Raw genomic sequence first — 18,127 nt, forward strand, 5'->3', positions numbered from 1 at the left:
AAAGGATTATTCAACCTTCAACACTTCCCTAATGGTCAAGATGCTACAATAGGAGGGGAAAATCATACACGGACGGGGCAGCCGCCGCAGATAAATTTGCTAATGATACTGTTACCTAGGTTTTAGGCGAAAATTCGCGGCATTTCACAATTATTGCCCCCATGAGCAATTTGCGAGTTCTTGACCTAATCATTATTGCGCTGTACCTGGTGGCTATGATAGCCGTGGGGGTGTACTTTTCCCGGAAAAACGGAAACCCGGAACAGTACTCCAGCGCCTCCGGCATGATTCCCGGCTGGGCCATTGGCCTGTCGATTTATGCCACGTTTCTGAGCAGCAACACCTTCCTCGGCGTGCCGGGCAAGGCATTCGGTACGAACTGGAACGCACTGGTTTTCAGCATCTCGATGCCGCTGGCGGCGTGGGTGGCGGTGCGCTACTTCGTGCCGTTTTACCGCAGCACCGGCGAAATATCAGCCTACACGCACTTAGAGCGGCGCTTTGGTAGTTGGGCACGAACCTACGCCGTGGTCTGCTTTCTGCTGACGCAGCTAGCCCGCATTGGGTCCATCTTCTTCGGTATTGCCCTCACCTTGCAGGCGCTTACCGGCTTCTCGATGGAGCTGATTATGCTCGTGACTGGCATTTGCATCATCGTGTACACGGTGCTAGGTGGCATTGAAGCCGTCATCTGGACGGAAGTAGTTCAGGGCATTATCAAAACCTTCGGCGCGTTGCTGATTCTGTATCTGGTGATTGATAATATGCCCGGTGGCATTGCCAAAGTAATTGCCATCGGCCAGCAGCACGATAAGTTCAGCCTAGGTGGTTTGGGTCCCGATTTCACGCAGTCCACATTCTGGGTCGTATTGCTGTATGGCTTCTTTATTAACCTGAACAACTTCGGCGTCGATCAGAACTACGTGCAGCGCTACCACACGGCGGAATCGGCTAAGCAGGCAGCTAAGTCGATCTGGCTGTGCGTGTTAATCTACGTGCCGGCCTCGTTGCTCTTCTTTGTCATTGGCTCTAGTCTGTACGCTTACTACCAGGTGCACCCAGAGCTGATTGAGGCCGTGAAGCTGAAAGTAGCCGCCGAAAGGCTGCCGCTAACCGCCACCGTCGCGCAGATTACGCAGGCTGCGGCCCAACTCCAACCTTCCGATTACGGCGATAAAGTGATGCCGCACTTCATGGTTACGAAGATTCCGCCGGGCTTCGTGGGTCTGATCGTATCGGCCATCTTATCGGCGGCCATGAGCACCATCAGCTCGGGCATGAATGCCTCCGCCACCGTTTTCACGGCCGACATCTACGGGCGCTACTTCCGGCCCAACCTCAGCGGCCGCCAAACCATGCGCCTGTTGCACCTAGGTACGGTAGTGGTGGGCCTGCTCGGCATGGGCACCGGCATTGCCATGATTGGGGTGAAAAGCGTGCTGGATGTGTGGTGGGAACTGTCGGGCATCTTCGCGGCGGGCATGCTAGGTCTGTTTCTGCTTGCCGTTATCAGCCGCCAAACCAGCAACCACGAAGCCCTGACGGCCACCATCATTGGCGTGCTCGTCATCCTGTGGATGACGTTTTCGCCCAACTTATCAGAGTCGTACGCCGCACTGCGTAATCCGCTGCACAAAAGCATGATTATCGTGGTCGGAACACTAACCATTTTTTTACTAGGTCTATTATTTAACCGATTGCGTAAGAGTCGGGTAGAGGCTAGGCCAGCCGAGGAGTTCAAGCAGTCTGTCTACTAAGCTGCACTACGTTTTCTAAACCGCACGGCCACCGCGCCCACTACCGGACAAATAAGCTTCGCCAGAATATGGAAAAGTCACCAAAGGGATTTATCCCCGTTATGCTCATGCCCTTTCAGAACGATGGGCAAATCGATTATCCGGCGCTTACTCGTCTGACTGAGTTGTACTTAGAAGCCGGAGCGGCCGGGCTTTTCGCGAATTGCCTCTCCAGCGAGATGTTCGAGCTGAGCGAGGCCGAACGCCTGCAAAGCATCCGCCACGTCGTGAATGTGGTAGGCGGAGCCGTGCCGGTAGTTGCCACCGGCACCTTCGCCGGCGGCTTGCACGAGCAGGCCGAATTTGTGAAGAAAGTGCACGAAGCCGGCACGGAAGCCGTCATCGTCATCACCGGTTTGCTGGCCGCTGAACACGAGTCCGATGCCGTGTTCAACGAGCGGGTTTTCCGGCTCTTGGATTGGACGGATGGCATTCCCCTAGGTTTCTACGAGTGCCCCGAGCCCTATAAGCGAGTGCTATCGGCCGAGCAGCTAGGGCAGTTTGTGGGCACCGGCCGCGTGACCTACCACAAGGACACTTGCCTGGATATCAACCAGGTGCGGGCGAAGTTAGCCGCCGTGCAGGGTCATTCCTTCGGCCTTTACGATGCCTACATGGGCCATGCGGTAGAATCGTTGCGGGCGGGGGCGGCCGGGCTGTCGTGCATTCAGGGCAACTTCTTCCCTGAGCTTATCGTGTGGCTGTGCAAGAACTACGATAACCCACAGCTAGCCAGCGAAGTAGATGAAGTACAGCAGTTCTTTATCAAGAACATGGACGTGATGCACAACGTCTACCCGATTGTGGCCAAATACTCGCTCAAGCAGCGCGGTGTGGATATTTCCACCTTCACGCGCCGGCAGGTAGGCACTTTCTCAGGCGCCATTCGGCGGGCCGTGGAAGCCCTCAGCGGCGACTACACCAACCTGAGCCGCAGCCTGGAGCTGGTGTAGAAGGGCTAGCTGGAACAGCTAAAAAGCCAGAACGTCATGCTGAGCTTGTCGAAGCATCTCTCCCGCCAAAGTAAATGAATACTATTGCGGGAGAGATGCTTCGATAAGCTCAGCATGACGTTCTTATTTACTCTCAAACTTTAACCGCAAACCTAGGCTAGCACCGCTTCCTTATAGCTGTGCAGGTATTTGCGCTTGTACTCAAGCGGCGTCACTTTGGTGATTTTCTTGAAGTGACGGTAGAAGTTCGACACGTTGTTGAAGCCGCATTCGAAGCAGATTACTTCGGTCGGCAGCTTATCTTCGATGAGCAGGCGGCAGGCTTGGCTGATGCGGATTTCAATGAGGAAATCGTAGTACGTCTTCTTGGTAATGAGCTTGAAGTAGCGGCAGAAAGACGTGACGCTCAAGTTGCTGATCGACGCAATTTCTTCCAGCGTAATTTCATTCTTGTAGTTCGACAGCGTGTAGTTGCACACCTTGTTGATGCGCTGCACGTCGGATTCGTTGGACTGCTTGAAGGCGTGGTGCTCGGCGGCAATGGTCTGTATCTCTGAAGTTTCCGAAATGATCTTCAGGATGGACAGGAAGATAATAATACGGTCTAGGTCGGTGGCCTGCACGGCCGAGCGCATCAGCGGAATCAGCTTGGCTTTCGCTTCGCCGCTGATAATCAGGCCGCTTTTGGCCTTGTCGAACAGCTTCGGGATAAGATACGCTTCCGGCAAACCTAGCAGGTAGCGGCCCAGGCACTCGGGTAGGAACTGAATAACGATGGCTTCCACTTCCACGTCCGGGTCGTTCTGGAAATACTCCTCGTTGCAGCGCCAGGTGTGGGGCAGATTGGCACCCAATAAGATAAGCTCGCCCGAAGAGAAGTTGCTGATATTATCGCCCACCAGCCGCACGCCCTCTCCCTGCACCACATAGTGCAGCTCCAGCTCAGGATGGTAATGCCACGTAGTACCAAAATTGGGCTTGCGGTCGTGCCGGATGCTGAAGGAGCTTTGGGTGCTGACCGGGACTTTGTGAAAGTGGGCTTTCATGGAAGAGAGTTGAAAGTGGGACGAGAAGAACAGTATGATGATCAGCGGCTTTATCAGCGTCAACAGAACCTGGGGAAAGCCGAGTTCGTTGATTTTGCCTTCTGAAAAAAGCGCTCTGCCATCTTGTAGAATTCCATTTGGTTCGCCTGCAAACGAGCGGTTTAAGAAGCGCTACTCATGGCCTCCAAACCTAGGTCAGTACGCTAATTAACGGCTGCACTCTAGGATATTATCCTGCGTTGGAGTGCTGCTAAATCGGCCGGGGCATACAGCGCCTGAACAGTAAAGTGACCCTAAGCTAGTTTACTATAACGTTTGCACTCTCCTGTAGTGTACTGCTCGGAGTGCTCAGACGGCCGCCAAATCCCCGTCTTATAGTAATAGGAGCAGAACCGGTTGGATAATCCTTGGCCGGCCGGGTATTCCCCCGAAAAGTGGGCCATGCTAAGATCCTATACTAAGTAGGCAATAACTAGTAAAGACGCCGCTGGCGGAGCTAGCATATTTGCTATGTAGTCTTTCCTGACTCTTTAGCCGCAGAAACACGCAGACAAAACGAACGCCTGTCTGCCTTGCGTTCAGAGCCTTAGCCCTCATCCAGCCCTTAGTAAAGACCCGCTCGGATAATAGGAGGACTTGCAGTGCATACGTTTCCGTTGACCTTTTAACCCGCACCAAGTAGTGGCTCCAGTTACCTCCAAAGAAGTTATAGTACTTGCCAGCGGCGATTTGCGACTCGCGGCCAACCAGAACTGCTGGGCGGCCCAGCACGCCATGGAAGAACAGCTAGGTGCGGCGCTGGCCCGCCAAGGCTGGTCGGTGAAGCGGGCGCACCCTTATGACCCGGAGAAGCAGCACGGCTTCATCGACTCGCAGAAGATGGGCATGGAGGTTTTCCGCACTATCGACCCGCGGCAGCCGCTTATCGTGGCGGAAAGCGTGTGGCAGTACTCGCACCATGTGCTGGCCGGCTTGACCACGCACCAGGGCCCCATCCTGACGGTGGCCAACTGGAGCGGGCAGTGGCCGGGCCTGGTGGGCATGCTGAACCTGAACGGCTGCCTGACCAAAGCCGGCGTCACTTACAGCACCCTTTGGAGCGAAGATTTCACGGATGCGTTCTTCGAGAACGGCCTGCAACAATGGCTGAACGAAGGCACCATCACGCAGGACGGTAGCCACGTAACGGACTTTACCAGTGTAAAACTACCCGCCGCCGACGAGCAGACTGGCCGCAAGTTTGGCCGCCGCCTGCGACAGCACAAAGCCATCATGGGCGTGTTTGATGAAGGCTGCATGGGCATGTACAACGCCATCGTGCCCGACGAGCTGCTGCACGCCACCGGCATCTTCAAGGAGCGCCTCAGCCAGGCTAGCCTCTACGCCGCCATGCGCGACGTGACGGACGCCGAAGCCCAAAACGTGCTCAACTGGCTCTTGGCCAAAGGTATGAAGTTCAACTGGGGCACCGACGAGGCCACCCAGCTTACCCGTCCGCAGACCTTGGAGCAGTGCAAGATGTACATTGCCGCCATGCGCATTGCCAATGATTTCGGCTGCGACACCATCGGCATTCAGTACCAGCAAGGCCTGAAAGACCTGACCGTGGCCAGCGACCTGACCGAAGGATTATTGAATGACTCGGACCGCCCGCCGGTTTTCTCGACGGCAGGGGAGGAGCTATACGCCGGCCAAGCGCTGCCGCACTTCAACGAAGTAGACGAGTGCGCCGGGCTTGATGCCCTGGTGACGTACCGCTTGTGGCAGGAGCTAGGTATGTCGGGCGAAACCACGCTGCACGACCTGCGCTGGGGCCAGCTCTACGACACCGGCGACGGCGACCAGTTTGTGTGGGTGTTTCTGATTTCGGGGGCTGCCCCGCCGGCGCACTTCATTGGTGGCTACGAGGGCGCCAGCAGCGAGCGGCAGCCCCCCATGTATTTCCGCTTGGGTGGCGGCAGCATCAAAGGGGTGAGTCGCCCGGGCTCCATCGTGTGGAGCCGGGTGTACGTGATGGATGGCAAGCTGCACTGCGACCTAGGTGTGGGCGAAGTGGTAGCGCTGCCTGCCGCCGAAACCCAGCGCCGCTGGCAGGAAACCACGCCCGAGTGGCCTATTATGCACGCCGTGCTGCGCGGCGTCACCCGCGACCAGATGATGGCCCGCCACAAAGCCAACCACATTCAGGTGGTGTATGCGCCCTACGAGGCCAAAGCCTACCAGGCCTGCCGCATCAAGGCGGCGGCGCTGGCCGAGCTAGGTATCGAGGTGCATTTCTGCGGCTCCGTCGATTGGGCCGGGACGAACCACACCGCTGCGCAAGCCGCTAAGCCAGAGCCGGCAACGCTAGCACGCTAGCCTTGCCGGGTGCGCTCTGCCTAGGTAGAGCCGAGTGTTTGACGAGAGAACAACCCGCTCTAAAAACCCACCTACATGCAACGAATTTTCCTCTTACTTACAACCCTGCTGCTGCTGGTCAGTGCCGCGCAGGCTCAGACCCGAACCCTCACCGGCCAGGTGGTAAGCAGCGACAAAGGTGAAGCGCTGCCTGGCGTCACGATAGTGGTGAAAGGCACCACCAACGGTAACTCAACCGATAGTGAAGGCCGCTTTACCATTCAGGTTGCTGATAAAACGGATGTTATCCTTACCATCTCTTACCTGGGCTATAAAAGTCAGGAGCTAGCCGTGAGGCCCGACCAGACCCGGGTGGAAATCCGGCTCTCGCAAGAAGCCGCGGCCCTGGATGACGTCGTCGTGATTGGCTACGGCACCGTGAAAAAGCGCGACCTGACCGGCGCGGTATCTTCGGTGAAAGGAGAAGAAGTAACCAAGCTGCCGGTAACAACCGTGACGGAGGCGCTCCAGGGCAAAATTCCGGGTGCCGATATCACCCGCGCCAACGGCTATGCCGGCCAGGGCGCCTCAATCCGGATTCGGGGCAACCGTTCCATTGCCAATCCCAGCGCTTCCAACAACGTGCTCTACATCGTGGATGGGGTGCAGGGCGTAAACGCGGCCGACATCGACCCGAACGACGTGCAAAGCATTGAGGTGCTGAAAGATGCATCTTCTACGGCCATCTACGGTTCGCGCGGTGCCAACGGCGTCATTATCATCACGACCAAGCGCGGCAGCGTCGGTAAGCCCAAGATTACGTTCAACGCCTACTCGGGCGTTACGAAGGTGGCCGGCTACGGCGAGTTCATGAGCGGCCCCGAGTACGTGGCCTTCCGCCGCGAAGCCTTCCGGGCTACGGGCACCTGGAACAGTCCCGCCGACGATTCCAAAGTGTTCAACCCCAATCAGCTGGCCGCCATTGAAAACGGCGAGTACGTGAACTGGCCCGACCAGCTGCTGCACAAAGGCATGCAGCAGAACTACCAGGTCGGCCTCTCCGGCGGCTCCGAGAATACCAAGGTGTACTTCTCGCTGGGCTACTACGACGAGAAAGGCCTAATGAAGCTCGACCGCTTCAAGCGCTACACCACCCGCGCCAACATCGACCAGACGGTGAACAAGTGGCTGAAGGTGGGCGTGCAAACCCAGTTGGCCTACATCAACAACGACATCCGCCGCGACCCGTTCAACATCGCCTCGCAGATTGCGCCGCTCGGCCGCCCCTACGACGATGACGGCAACCTGGTCGTCTTCCCGCTGGGCGGCACGCAGGTGAACCCCTTGGCCGATGAGCAGCCCGGCGCCTACCAGCGCAACACCAAAACTAACCGCATCACCGCCGCGGCTTACGTGGAGCTGACGCCGCTGGAAGGCCTGAGCCTGCGCTCAACCTTCGCGGCCAACTACGCCACTTCGGAGGCCGGCAGCTTCTACGGCCGCAACACCATTGATGGGCGTGGTGCCAACTCTCAGGCTTCTATTACGAACAACCAGAACCGCAACCTGAGCTGGGAAAACGTGCTGACGTACCAGAAGAGCTTGGGCGAACATTCGTTTACCCTCACCGGAGTAGCCAGCTATCTGTCGTTTACCAACACCAACAGCTTTGCCGGCGGCAACAACCAGGTGCTGCCTTCGCAGTCGTTCTACAACCTAGGTTCGGCCAACCAGAACCCTTTCTACGGCAGCGGCTTCTCCGAAAACAAGCTGATTTCGTTTACGGGCCGCATTAACTACAGCTTCAAAGGCCGGTATCTGCTCTCCATCACCAGCCGCACCGACCTCTCGTCGAAGCTCGGGCCGGGTCATAAAGGGGCCAACTTTCCTTCCCTGGGCCTAGGTTGGCGCCTGATCGACGAACCGTTTATGCAAGACCTGAACCTCATCACTGAGCTGAAGCTGCGCGGCTCGTATGGCCTGTCGGGTAACGACGTAATCAATGCCTACGGTACGCAGAGTTCACTGACGAACACGTCGTTCTCGTACGGCGACGCCAACGCGGCACCTACTTACACCATCTCGCCCACCATCGGCAACCCGAACCTAGGTTGGGAAAAAACCTACACTACGGACTTCGGCGTAGACTTCGGCTTCTTCGACAACCGCATTACCGGTACCGTCGACTACTACGACGCGAAAACCAAGGACCTGATTTTCCCCTTTACGCTGCCGCTGCTGACGGGCGTAACGACCGTGAACCGCAACATCGGCCGCACCCGCAACAAGGGTATCGAAGTGTCGTTGACTTCGCAGAACCTAAAAGGCAAGAGCTTTACGTGGTCGACCACGGCCACCTTTGCCCGCAACAAGGAAACCATTGTGGAGCTGCCCAACGGCAACGTGATTTCCGACGATTACCGTAACTCCCTCATTCAGGGGCAGCCCGCGCAGGTCTACTACGACTACGTGAAAACCGGCATCTGGCAGCTCGGTGAGGAAGCCGAAGCCGCCCAGTACGGCGCCATCCCCGGCGACCTGAAGGTGGCGGATATCTCCGGTCCGGATGGGGTGCCCGATGGCAAAATCACCTCCGCCGACCGCAAGGTAATCGGCTCGCGGGTGCCCGCCTGGACCGGTGGCCTCAGCAACGACCTGCGCTACAAAGGCTTCGACCTGAACGTGTTGCTGGTGGCCCGCGTGGGCCAGTGGATCAGCTCCGACTACTACGCCAAGTACACCCGCAGCGGCGTCAACAACGGTGCCCGCGTCGATTACTGGACCCCCGAAAACCCCACCAACGCCTACCCACGCCCTAACGCAACCCGCTCGTTGAGCTACGTGACGACCCTCACCGAGCGTCAGGCTTCCTTCGCCAAGCTGCGCAACGTGACCCTAGGTTACACCCTGCCGAAGTCCATCGTCGGCAAGGCCAAAATCGACAACGTGCGCGTGTATGTGTCGGGCCGTAACCTACACACTTTCAGCGACCTGAAAGACTTCGACCCGGAAGGAGAAGGAGTTATCGACCGGCCGCTGAACCGCGCTTATGTAATTGGTCTGAACGTGGGCTTTTAATTCGACTAGTCAGCCATGAATAAGATCATTCGCCCCCTAGCTCTTGCGCTGCTGGTCCTGGCAGCCTCCGCCTGCGAAAAACAGCTGGAAGAATATAACCCAAGCGGCGCCACGGCCGAGGCCGTGTTTACGACCCCTGAGGGCATCGAAACCGCTATCAACGGCACCTACACCTACAACCGCGCTATCTACGGCAAAGAATCCGGCTACGCCCTGCTGGAAATGGGTACCGATATCTGGACTAACGCCGCCAACAACGGCGCCACCTCCACCAACGGCGTGACCCCGCAGCCGTCGCTGATGACCTACCAGGGCCTGAACGCGGATAACGTCTGGGTGAAAAACAATCTGTGGCAGCAGTGCTACGCCGGTATCAACCTCTGCAACCAGGCCATCAAGTACATCGGCACGGCCAACGTGACGGTGGCGCGCCGGCCGTCGGCGGAGGCGGAAGTTCGCTTCATGCGGGCCTGGTACTACTACCTATTGGCGGAGAACTTCGGGCCGGTGCCGCTGCGCCTGGAGCCTACCGAGGGCGTAGTAACCACCGCCACCCGCGCCTCCGTAGACGACGTGTATGCACAGGTGCTGCTCGACCTAGAGTTTGCGCTGGTTAATCTGCCCGTGACCTTGGCCGCTTACCCGGTCCCGGCTACGGCCAGCGACTATGGCCGCATTACCCGGCCCGCCGCTGAGGCCTTCGCGGCCAAAGTGTATCTCACGCGGGGCCAGTACCAGCGCGCCGCCAACTACGCCCGCAAAGTCACGACCGGCTACACCAGCCAAGGCATCCGGCTGCTCGCCAGCTACGCCGACCTCTGGAACATCAATAACCAGCGCAACTCGGAGGTGCTGTGGGCGGTGAACTACTCCACCAACCTGACCTTCAACGCGGGCAGCAACCTAGGTCACACCTTCTTTTTGATGGACTACAACACGTTGCCCGGCATGACGCGCGACGTGGCCAACGGCTTTGCCAACGTGCGCTACATGCCCACGCGCTTCCTGCTGAATCTGTATAACGAGCAGAACGACAGCCGTTACGCGGCCTCCTTCAAGCAGGCGTGGCTGGCCAACAATGCGACTACCATTCAAAAATGGTCGCCGGCGGAAGTAAGCCAGAACGCGGCCCTGGCGCCGCTGCTGAACCAGAACAAATTTGCCGTAGGCGACACGGCCGTGCTGACTACCAAGCGCAGCATCCCGAACTTTCAGCAGCAGTACACCACACGTTTCCGGTTCCGCACCTACGACATCGACGATATCTACAACGCCGACGGCACGCCCAAGGACCGGTTTCACTACCCATCGCTGCGCAAGTTTGACGACCCGACCCGCGCCTCGGCCACCGAAACCCAAAGCTCCCGCGACGTCTTCATCCTGCGCGTAGGCGACATCGCCCTGATCGGGGCCGAAGCGCAGGTGCGCCTCAACAAACCCGACTCGGCGGCTTACTACGTGAACCTGGTGCGCACCCGTGCCGCGCTGCCCGGCCGCACGGCCGCCATGCAGGTCACGGCTGCTCAGATGAACCTGGACTTCATCCTTGATGAGCGGGCCCGCGAGCTGGCTGGCGAGCAGGTACGCTGGCTCGACCTTAAGCGCACCGGCAAGCTGCTGGAGCGCGTGCGCAACAACAACCCCGACGCCAAGAACGACATCAAGGATTTCCACGTGCTGCGCCCCATCCCGCAGAGCGACATCGATGCCGTGACGAGCAAAGGTGATTTTCAACAGAATCCTGGGTACTAGCAGTAAAAAAGAACGTCATGCTGAGCTTGTCGAAGCATCTCGCGTGCAGTGGTAAACCTGATGCTAACTCAACGAAGTGGTAGAGACGCTTCATCTGGCGTCCGCTTGCCGAAGCGTGCCTAACCCTTTCCAAGCATAATGAATAAGAACCTAGCTTTCCTAACTCTTCTACTGGCGGCCGGCACGGCGCGGCCCGCGTGGGCACAATATCCCACCATTCCGCCCGACGTGGAGGCGAAAGCCGAAGCGGCTCTGGCCGAGGCGCAGAAGCGCTCCGATGAAGCCTGGTCGAAGGCCTTGCCCATTGTGGAGCAGGAAGCCAAAGCGGGCAAGCCGTTCGTGCCCTGGGCGGCGAAGCCCTCCGATTTGCCGCAGTCGGATAGGCTAGCTTTCCCCGGCGCGGAAGGCGGCGGCGCGCATTCGTTCGGCGGGCGGGGCGGCAAAGTGTACGTGGTAACCACCCTCGCCGACAGCGGCCCCGGCAGCCTGCGCGAAGCCTGCGAACAGGGCGGCGCCCGCATCGTGGTGTTCAACGTGGCCGGCATCATTCAGCTCAAAAGCCCGATCATTATCCGGGCGCCCTACATCACCATTGCCGGCCAAACGGCCCCCGGCGACGGAGTGTGCGTGGCCGGCGAATCGGTGTGGCTGAACACCCACGATGTGGTGGTGCGCTACCTGCGTTTCCGCCGCGGCGCTACCGAGGTGGGCCGCCGCGACGATGCGCTGGGCGGCAACCCAGTGGGCAACATTATGATTGACCACGTCTCGGCCTCCTGGGGCCTGGATGAGAACATGTCGATGTACCGGCACGTGTACCACAACCCCGAAACCGGCAAAGCCGACAAGCTGCCGACGGTGAACGTGACCATTCAAAACTCCATCTTCTCGGAGGCGCTGGACTACTACAATCACGCTTTCGGCAGCACCATCGGGGGGCTGAACAGCACGTTCATGCGGAACCTGTGGGCCAACAACATCAGCCGCAACCCTTCAGTGGGCATGTACGGCGACTTTGGCTTCGCCAACAACGTGGTGTTCAACTGGTGGAACCGCTCGGCCGACGGCGGCGACAACCGTTCGGAGTACAACTTTGTGAACAACTACTACAAGCCCGGCCCCATCACGCCGCTCGATAAGCCCATCAGCTACCGCATCCTCAAGCCCGAGGCCAGCCGCGACAAAAAGCTAGGTCTGGTGTTCGGCAAAGCTTATGTGGCCGGCAACGTCATTGAAGGTAACGAGAAGATTACCAAGGACAACTGGGCCGGCGGCGTGCAGCTGGAAGACGTACCCGACGCGGATAAAATCCTGGCTAGCATCCGCACCGACAAGCCCTTTGCCATGCCGAACGTTACCATAATTCCCGCGCAAGAGGCCTACCAGTACGTGCTGGCCAACGTAGGCGCCACCCTACCCAAGCGCGACGCCGTTGATGCCCGCATTGTGGAGGAAGCACGCACCGGCAAAATCACCTACGCCAAAGACGCGAAGCCTTCAGAAAAGAGTCCTTACATCAAGCGCCGTCTGCCCGAAGATTCCTATAAGCAGGGCATCATCACCAGCCCGGCCCAAGTCGGCGGCTATCCCACCTACCAAGGCAAGCCCTACCAGGATACCGACAAAGACGGCATGCCCGACGATTGGGAGAAAAAGCACGGCCTCAACCCCAAAGACGCCTCCGACGCCACCAAAGACCGCGACAAAGACGGCTACAGCAACATCGAAGAGTTCCTGAACAGCGCAGTCGACATCCAAAAAGTGAAGCCCGCGCCGCAAGGTCAGCGCAAGTCGTAGCGTGTAGAGACACATACTTGTGTCTCGTCGTTGAACGAACGAGCCAGAACGATCCGGGCTAGAAAAACCTAGGTCAACAACATCAGCAACGCAAGGAGACACAAGTATGTGTCTCTACATGCGAAACGTGAGAAAGAGTGATTTATACCCGTGTATTATAGCCTATTACTAAAGGAAATGTGTCGTGTTGAGCCGGCTAAACGAAGGAAGACGCAAGCTAAGCAGCTCTTTCGCTCTGACGTGGGACTCGGAGCGGGGGAGGTGCTTCGGCCGGCTCAGCATGACACGCTTTCCTATTCTTGACGAACGTAAAAGCGCAACACCCGACTACCCAGAACCGAAAACCGAACCTAGATTTTGATACCCCCTCGTCCGCTTTCTGTGTCTGGTAGAAAGAGTCTGCCGCTTCAACTACTTACGTGGGTGGTCGTGGGGTGCTTGGCTTGGCCTAGCTCCGCAATTGCCCAAAAGCCCAAAGTCGTTAAGCCGCTACCACCGCTCTCAGCCGAAAAAGGCGACAAGCTGGTGTACGTGGCCGATGAGAAAGGCAACCGCATTCCGGACTTCTCTTATTGCGGCTACGCGGCCAGCGAAAAAGCTATTCCAGACGCGCCCGTGCGTATCCTGGTACCCCTAAAATCCGGCGACGCCACCCAGCGCATTCAAGCCGCCCTCGACTACGTCGCCACACTACCGGCTAGCCGCGACGGTATCCGCGGCGCGGTGTTGCTGGAAAAAGGCACCTACGAAGTAGCCGGCGGCTTGCAGATCAAAGCCTCTGGCGTGGTGCTGCGCGGCAGCGGTATGGGCGAAGACGGCACCATCTTGCTAGGCAGCGGCCTGAGTCGCGAAACGCTTGTTCGCATCCTAGGCAAGAACGACCGTAAGCTCGACGCCGCCGTGCCCGTGGCTGATGCCTACGTGCCAGTAAACGCCACCAAGATTCGCGTGGCGAAAGCCGGCACCTTCAAAACCGGCGACCAAGTGCTGGTGCACCGGCCTACGACCAAGGAGTGGTTGCAAGAGCTAGGTACACTAGAGTTTGGCGGCGGCATCTCGGCCCTCGGGTGGAAGCCTGGCACCCGCGAAATCGACTGGGACCGGCAAGTGGTTGCCGTGGAAGGCGACGTGCTAACCCTGGATGCCCCGCTCACCACTGCCCTCGACGCTACGTACGGCGGTGGCACCGTGCGCACCTACCGCTGGCCGAGTCGTATCACGCAAGTAGGGGTCGAAAATCTGCGTTGCCGCTCCACCTTCGACGCCAAGAACCCCAAAGACGAGGCGCACCGCTGGATGGCCATTACCCTCGAAAACACCGCCGACGCCTGGGTGCGTCAGGTGGTGTTTGAGCATTTTGCCGGTTCTGCCGTGGCAGCTTTCGAAACGGCCAAGCGCGTGACGGTGGAAGACTGCAAGAACCTAGCTCCGGTGTCGGAAATAGGTGGGCAGCGTCGCAACGCCTTCTACACCAATGGCCAACAAACGCTTTTTCAGCGCCTCTACTCTGAGCATGGCTACCATGATTTTGCCGTGGGGTATGCCGCACCCGGCCCGAATGCCTTTGTGCAGGGGCAAACGTACGAGTCCCTGAGCTTCAGCGGGGCTACGGATAGCTGGGCCTCGGGCGTGCTGTTTGATGTGGTGAACATCGACGGTAACGCCCTGAGCTACGCCAACCGCGGCCAAGACGGACAAGGCGCCGGCTGGTGCGCCGCCAACAGCGTGTTCTGGCAGTGCACCGCCGCCCGCATCGATTGCTTTCAACCCCCCACGGCCCAAAACTGGGCGTTTGGCAGTTGGGCGCAATTTCAGGGCAACGGCTACTGGGGCGAGTCGAACAACAGCATTCAGCCGCGCAGCCTCTACTACGCCCAACTCGCTGAGCGCCTAGGTAAGAACCTAGCCGTGCAGCCGCACGTGATGCCGGTGCAAACCGAAGCCTCCAGCAGCCCGAGCGTGAAAGTGGCGAATGAGCTAACGGCCAACTCGACCCAACCTGCCCCGCAGCTTGCCAACTGGATTTCCCAAGCCAGTCAGCGCCAGCCGATTCCGGTGGCAGCCGGTGGGGCCAAAACCATTGATCAAGTAAAAACAAAGTCCTCGGCCAGCCAGCCGTCGGCGGCGCCCATGCGCGTCGTCAACGGCTGGCTGGTGCGAGGCACCAACCTAGTGACCGGCAGCCGCCAAGATGTGCCGTGGTGGAACAGCAGCGTGCGGCCCGAGGTGTTGAAGTCGGCCGGCGAAGCCATTACGCGCTACGTGCCCGGTCGCACCGGCCGCGGCCTCACCGACGACCTAGCCCAGCTCACCGACTCCATGCTCAGCCGTCACCAAGTCGGTATCGAGCAGAACTACGCCCTCTGGTACGAGCGCCGCCGCGATGACCACGAGCGGGTGCGCCGCCTCGACGGCGACGTATGGCCACCGTTCTACGAAGTGCCCTTTGCGCGTAGCGGCCAAGAAACCGCCTGGGACGGCCTGAGCAAGTACGACCTCACCAAGTACAACCCGTGGTACTGGGGCCGCCTGCGTCAGTTTGCCGACCTAGCTGACCAGAAAGGCTTGGTGCTCATTCATCAGAACTACTTCCAGCACAACATCATCGAGGCCGGCGCGCACTACGCTGATTTCACTTGGCGCCCCGTCAACAACATCAATAACACGGGCTTTCCCGAGCCGCCCCCGTACGCCGGCGACAAGCGCATCTTCATGGCCGAGCAGTTCTATGACGTCAACCATCCGGTACGGCGGGCGTTGCACCGGGCCTACATTCGGCAGTGTCTCAATAACTTCACGGCGAATAACGGCGTCATTCAGCTGATCGGGGCGGAGTTCACCGGTCCGCTGCATTTTGTGCAGTTCTGGCTCGATACCATCAAGGAGTGGGAGCAGGAAACCGGCAAAAACGCCCTCGTGGGCCTAAGCACGACCAAAGATGTGCAAGACGCCATCCTCGCCGATCCGGCCCGCGCCGCCGTGGTCAACATCATCGACATTCGCTACTGGCACTATCAAGCCGACGGGAAGGCTTACGCGCCAGAAGGCGGCCAGAACCTAGCTCCGCGCCAGCACGCGCGCTTGCTCAAGCCCAAAGCTAGCTCCTTCGACCAAGTATACCGCGCCGTGCACGAGTACCGCCAGCGCTACCCCGAAAAAGCCGTTATCTACTCCGGCGACGGCGCCGACAAGTTTGGCTGGGCCGTGCTGATGGCCGGTGGTTCGCTGCCCGATGTGCCAGCCGTGCCAGAGGCTAGGTTCCTGGCGGATGCGGCCGCTATGCCCGTGGTGGCGCAGCCTACCGAGCAGCCAGAAAATACGGCCAAGCAGTTTGCCCTAGCTAGCCCCGGCAAGTCCTACATCCAATACTGCGACGCCAATATGCCCGCCCAAATTGATCTGAGCAAAGCCACCGGCTCGTTCCGGGTGCATTGGCTCGATGCAAAAGATGGTCACCTTATCGGGAAAGAGCAGAAGGTGAAAGGCGGCAAAGCCTTGGAACTGAAGAACCCGCAAGCCTCGCCCGCTATCCTGTGGGTGGAGCATGCATAATTCAAAAAAACGTCATGCTGAGCTTGCCGAAGCATCTTTACCACTTCGTTGAACAATTGTAGAGACGCAACACTTTGCGTCTCCTCGTTGAACGACCTGCCTAGAACGACCTAGGCAAACAACATCCGCAACGACGAGACGCAAAGTGTTGCGTCTCTACACCCGGCAACGGCGCGAGAGCTTCAACCAGCTCAGCATGAAACGGAATAAGTAGTCTCTCTCAGTAATCAGATGTCTATAAAAGCGCGTACCCCTTTTCTGTTTCTCCTGATTTCCCTGCTGGCGGCCTGGACGCCGGTGGAGCCCACCGGCAAACTAAAGGTGTCGGCCAACGGTCGGTACCTGACGACGGAGAACGGCAAGCCGTTCTTCTGGCTGGGCGACACCGGTTGGCTGCTGTTCAACAAACTCAAGCGCGAAGAAGCCGAAACCTACCTCGAAGACCGCCGCAAAAAGGGCTTCAACGTGATTCAGGTGATGGTGCTGCACCAAGTGCCGGCCGTGAACGTGTACGGCGACTCGGCCCTGGTGCGCGCCGACGTGGCCCGGCCCCTGACCACCCAAGGCAATACTGCCAGCGACCCCGCACAATATGACTTCTGGGACCATGTCGATTACATCGTCGACCTAGCCGCGAAGAAAGGCCTCTACATGGGCATGGTGCCGGTGTGGGGCACCAACGTGAAAAACGGCAAAGTGACCCAGAAGCAAGCCAAAACCTACGCTACCTTCCTGGCCGAGCGCTACCGCAACCGCCCAAACATTATCTGGCTCAACGGCGGCGACATTGCTGGCTCCGACTCCCTACAAGTTTGGAATACCATCGGCGCCACGCTGAAAGCTAATGACCCCAACCACCTGGTAACGTACCACCCGCGCGGCCGCACGCAGTCGTCGGATTGGTTTCATCAGGCGAAGTGGTTGGATTTCAACATGTACCAATCGGGTCACCAGCGCTACGAGCAGGATACGTCGCGGAAGGAAAAGAACCACTACGGCCCCGATAACTGGCGCTACCAGCAGGCTGATTACAAAATGACGCCTACCAAACCTAGCCTCGACGGTGAACCTTCGTACGAAGGCATCCCGCAGGGCCTCCACGACATCACGCAGCCCCGCTGGACCGATGCCGACGTGCGCCGCTACGGCTACTGGTCGGTATTTGCCGGTGCTTTCGGCTACACCTACGGCCAGAACTCGGTGATGCAGATGCACAGCAGCTTCGACAAAGGCAGTGCCTACGGCTCGAAAGAGCTGTGGTCGTCGGCTATCAACGCGCCGGGCGCCGCGCAGATGCAGTACCTGAAGCAGCTGATGCTCTCGCGGCCCTACTTCGACCGGGTGCCTGACCAGTCGTTGATTGCCGGCGAAGCAGGCCAGAAGTACGACCGGCTAGTGGCCACCCGTGGCAAGAACTACGCCTTCATCTACACTTACAACGGCCGGAACATGAAGGTGAACCTAGGTAAAATCGCCGGCGCGAAGGTGAAAGCCTCTTGGTTCAGCCCCCGTGATGGCAAGACCACGGCCATCGGTACGTTCCTCAATAAAGGCACGCAAGAGTTCAACCCGCCGGCCGAGAAGAAGGATGGAAATGATTGGGTATTGGTGTTGGATTCGGTGTAGAATGATCGTGCAGATGTTGAATAATCTAAAAAGAACGTCATGCTGAGCTTGTCGAACCGAAGGAAGGCTTAAGCCAAGCATCTCTCCCGCTCCGCCAGCCTGTCATGTCGACCAACGGGAGACATCTCGCGTGCAGTAGTAACTCCAATCGTCAGGTTAGCCAGTGCAACGACCGCACGCGAGATTCCTC

Annotated in this window: 9 protein-coding genes; 8 read left to right on the forward strand and 1 reads right to left on the reverse strand. The window is 58.7% G+C overall.

Going from position 1 to position 18,127, the window contains the following annotated elements:
* Nucleotides 1–161 precede the first annotated feature (161 nt).
* A complete protein-coding gene (locus IEX74_RS11875; RefSeq protein ID WP_188814214.1) occupies nt 162–1,757 on the forward strand; it encodes a sodium:solute symporter family protein in 1,596 nt (531 codons plus the stop codon).
* A gap of 68 nt (nt 1,758–1,825) precedes the next feature.
* The gene (locus tag IEX74_RS11880) at nt 1,826–2,749 is read left to right on the forward strand and encodes a dihydrodipicolinate synthase family protein (RefSeq protein ID WP_188814215.1); all 924 of its coding nucleotides are present in this window, start codon (nt 1,826–1,828) and stop codon (nt 2,747–2,749) included.
* A gap of 152 nt (nt 2,750–2,901) precedes the next feature.
* On the opposite strand, the gene IEX74_RS11885 is transcribed toward IEX74_RS11880, so the two are convergent.
* Nucleotides 2,902–3,795: an AraC family transcriptional regulator gene (locus IEX74_RS11885; protein ID WP_188814216.1), complete on the reverse strand. Its 894-nt coding sequence runs from the start codon at nt 3,793–3,795 to the stop codon at nt 2,902–2,904.
* 681 nt (nt 3,796–4,476) lie between these two features.
* Between IEX74_RS11885 and IEX74_RS11890 the strand changes: the two genes are divergently transcribed.
* The 6 genes from IEX74_RS11890 (at nt 4,477) to IEX74_RS11915 (ending at nt 17,937) form a co-directional block, all read left to right on the forward strand.
* A complete protein-coding gene (locus IEX74_RS11890; RefSeq protein WP_188814217.1) occupies nt 4,477–6,153 on the forward strand; it encodes a fucose isomerase in 1,677 nt (558 codons plus the stop codon).
* A 75-nt stretch (nt 6,154–6,228) separates the two neighbouring features.
* A complete protein-coding gene (locus tag IEX74_RS11895) occupies nt 6,229–9,210 on the forward strand; it encodes a SusC/RagA family TonB-linked outer membrane protein (RefSeq protein ID WP_188814218.1) in 2,982 nt (993 codons plus the stop codon).
* Between the two features lie 15 nt (nt 9,211–9,225).
* The gene (locus tag IEX74_RS11900) at nt 9,226–10,962 is read left to right on the forward strand and encodes a RagB/SusD family nutrient uptake outer membrane protein (RefSeq protein ID WP_188814219.1); all 1,737 of its coding nucleotides are present in this window, start codon (nt 9,226–9,228) and stop codon (nt 10,960–10,962) included.
* A gap of 138 nt (nt 10,963–11,100) precedes the next feature.
* Nucleotides 11,101–12,759 (forward strand): pectate lyase family protein, encoded by a 1,659-nt coding sequence (locus IEX74_RS11905; protein WP_188814220.1) that lies wholly within the window; start codon nt 11,101–11,103, stop codon nt 12,757–12,759.
* 381 nt (nt 12,760–13,140) lie between these two features.
* Nucleotides 13,141–16,311 carry a DUF6298 domain-containing protein gene (locus tag IEX74_RS11910; RefSeq protein WP_188814221.1) on the forward strand — a complete coding sequence of 1,057 codons (3,171 nt, stop codon included), beginning with the start codon at nt 13,141–13,143 and terminating at the stop codon, nt 16,309–16,311.
* A gap of 231 nt (nt 16,312–16,542) precedes the next feature.
* Entirely contained in the window at nt 16,543–17,937 is a 1,395-nt protein-coding gene (locus tag IEX74_RS11915) for a glycoside hydrolase family 140 protein (protein WP_188814222.1), read from the forward strand.
* Nucleotides 17,938–18,127 lie beyond the last annotated feature (190 nt).

The organism is Hymenobacter cavernae (assembly GCF_014641455.1).
Classification (GTDB): Bacteria; Bacteroidota; Bacteroidia; order Cytophagales; family Hymenobacteraceae; genus Hymenobacter; species Hymenobacter cavernae.

Excerpts from the sequence above, each read along its gene's own strand:
- IEX74_RS11915 (WP_188814222.1), top strand. The coding sequence starts at position 16,543 with ATGTCTATAAAAGCGCGTACCCCTTTTCTGTTTCTCCTGATTTCCCTG.
- IEX74_RS11885 (WP_188814216.1), bottom strand. The coding sequence starts at position 3,795 with ATGAAAGCCCACTTTCACAAAGTCCCGGTCAGCACCCAAAGCTCCTTC.
- IEX74_RS11875 (WP_188814214.1), top strand. The coding sequence starts at position 162 with ATGAGCAATTTGCGAGTTCTTGACCTAATCATTATTGCGCTGTACCTG.
- IEX74_RS11900 (WP_188814219.1), top strand. The coding sequence starts at position 9,226 with ATGAATAAGATCATTCGCCCCCTAGCTCTTGCGCTGCTGGTCCTGGCA.
- IEX74_RS11895 (WP_188814218.1), top strand. The coding sequence starts at position 6,229 with ATGCAACGAATTTTCCTCTTACTTACAACCCTGCTGCTGCTGGTCAGT.
- IEX74_RS11905 (WP_188814220.1), top strand. The coding sequence starts at position 11,101 with ATGAATAAGAACCTAGCTTTCCTAACTCTTCTACTGGCGGCCGGCACG.
- IEX74_RS11880 (WP_188814215.1), top strand. The coding sequence starts at position 1,826 with ATGGAAAAGTCACCAAAGGGATTTATCCCCGTTATGCTCATGCCCTTT.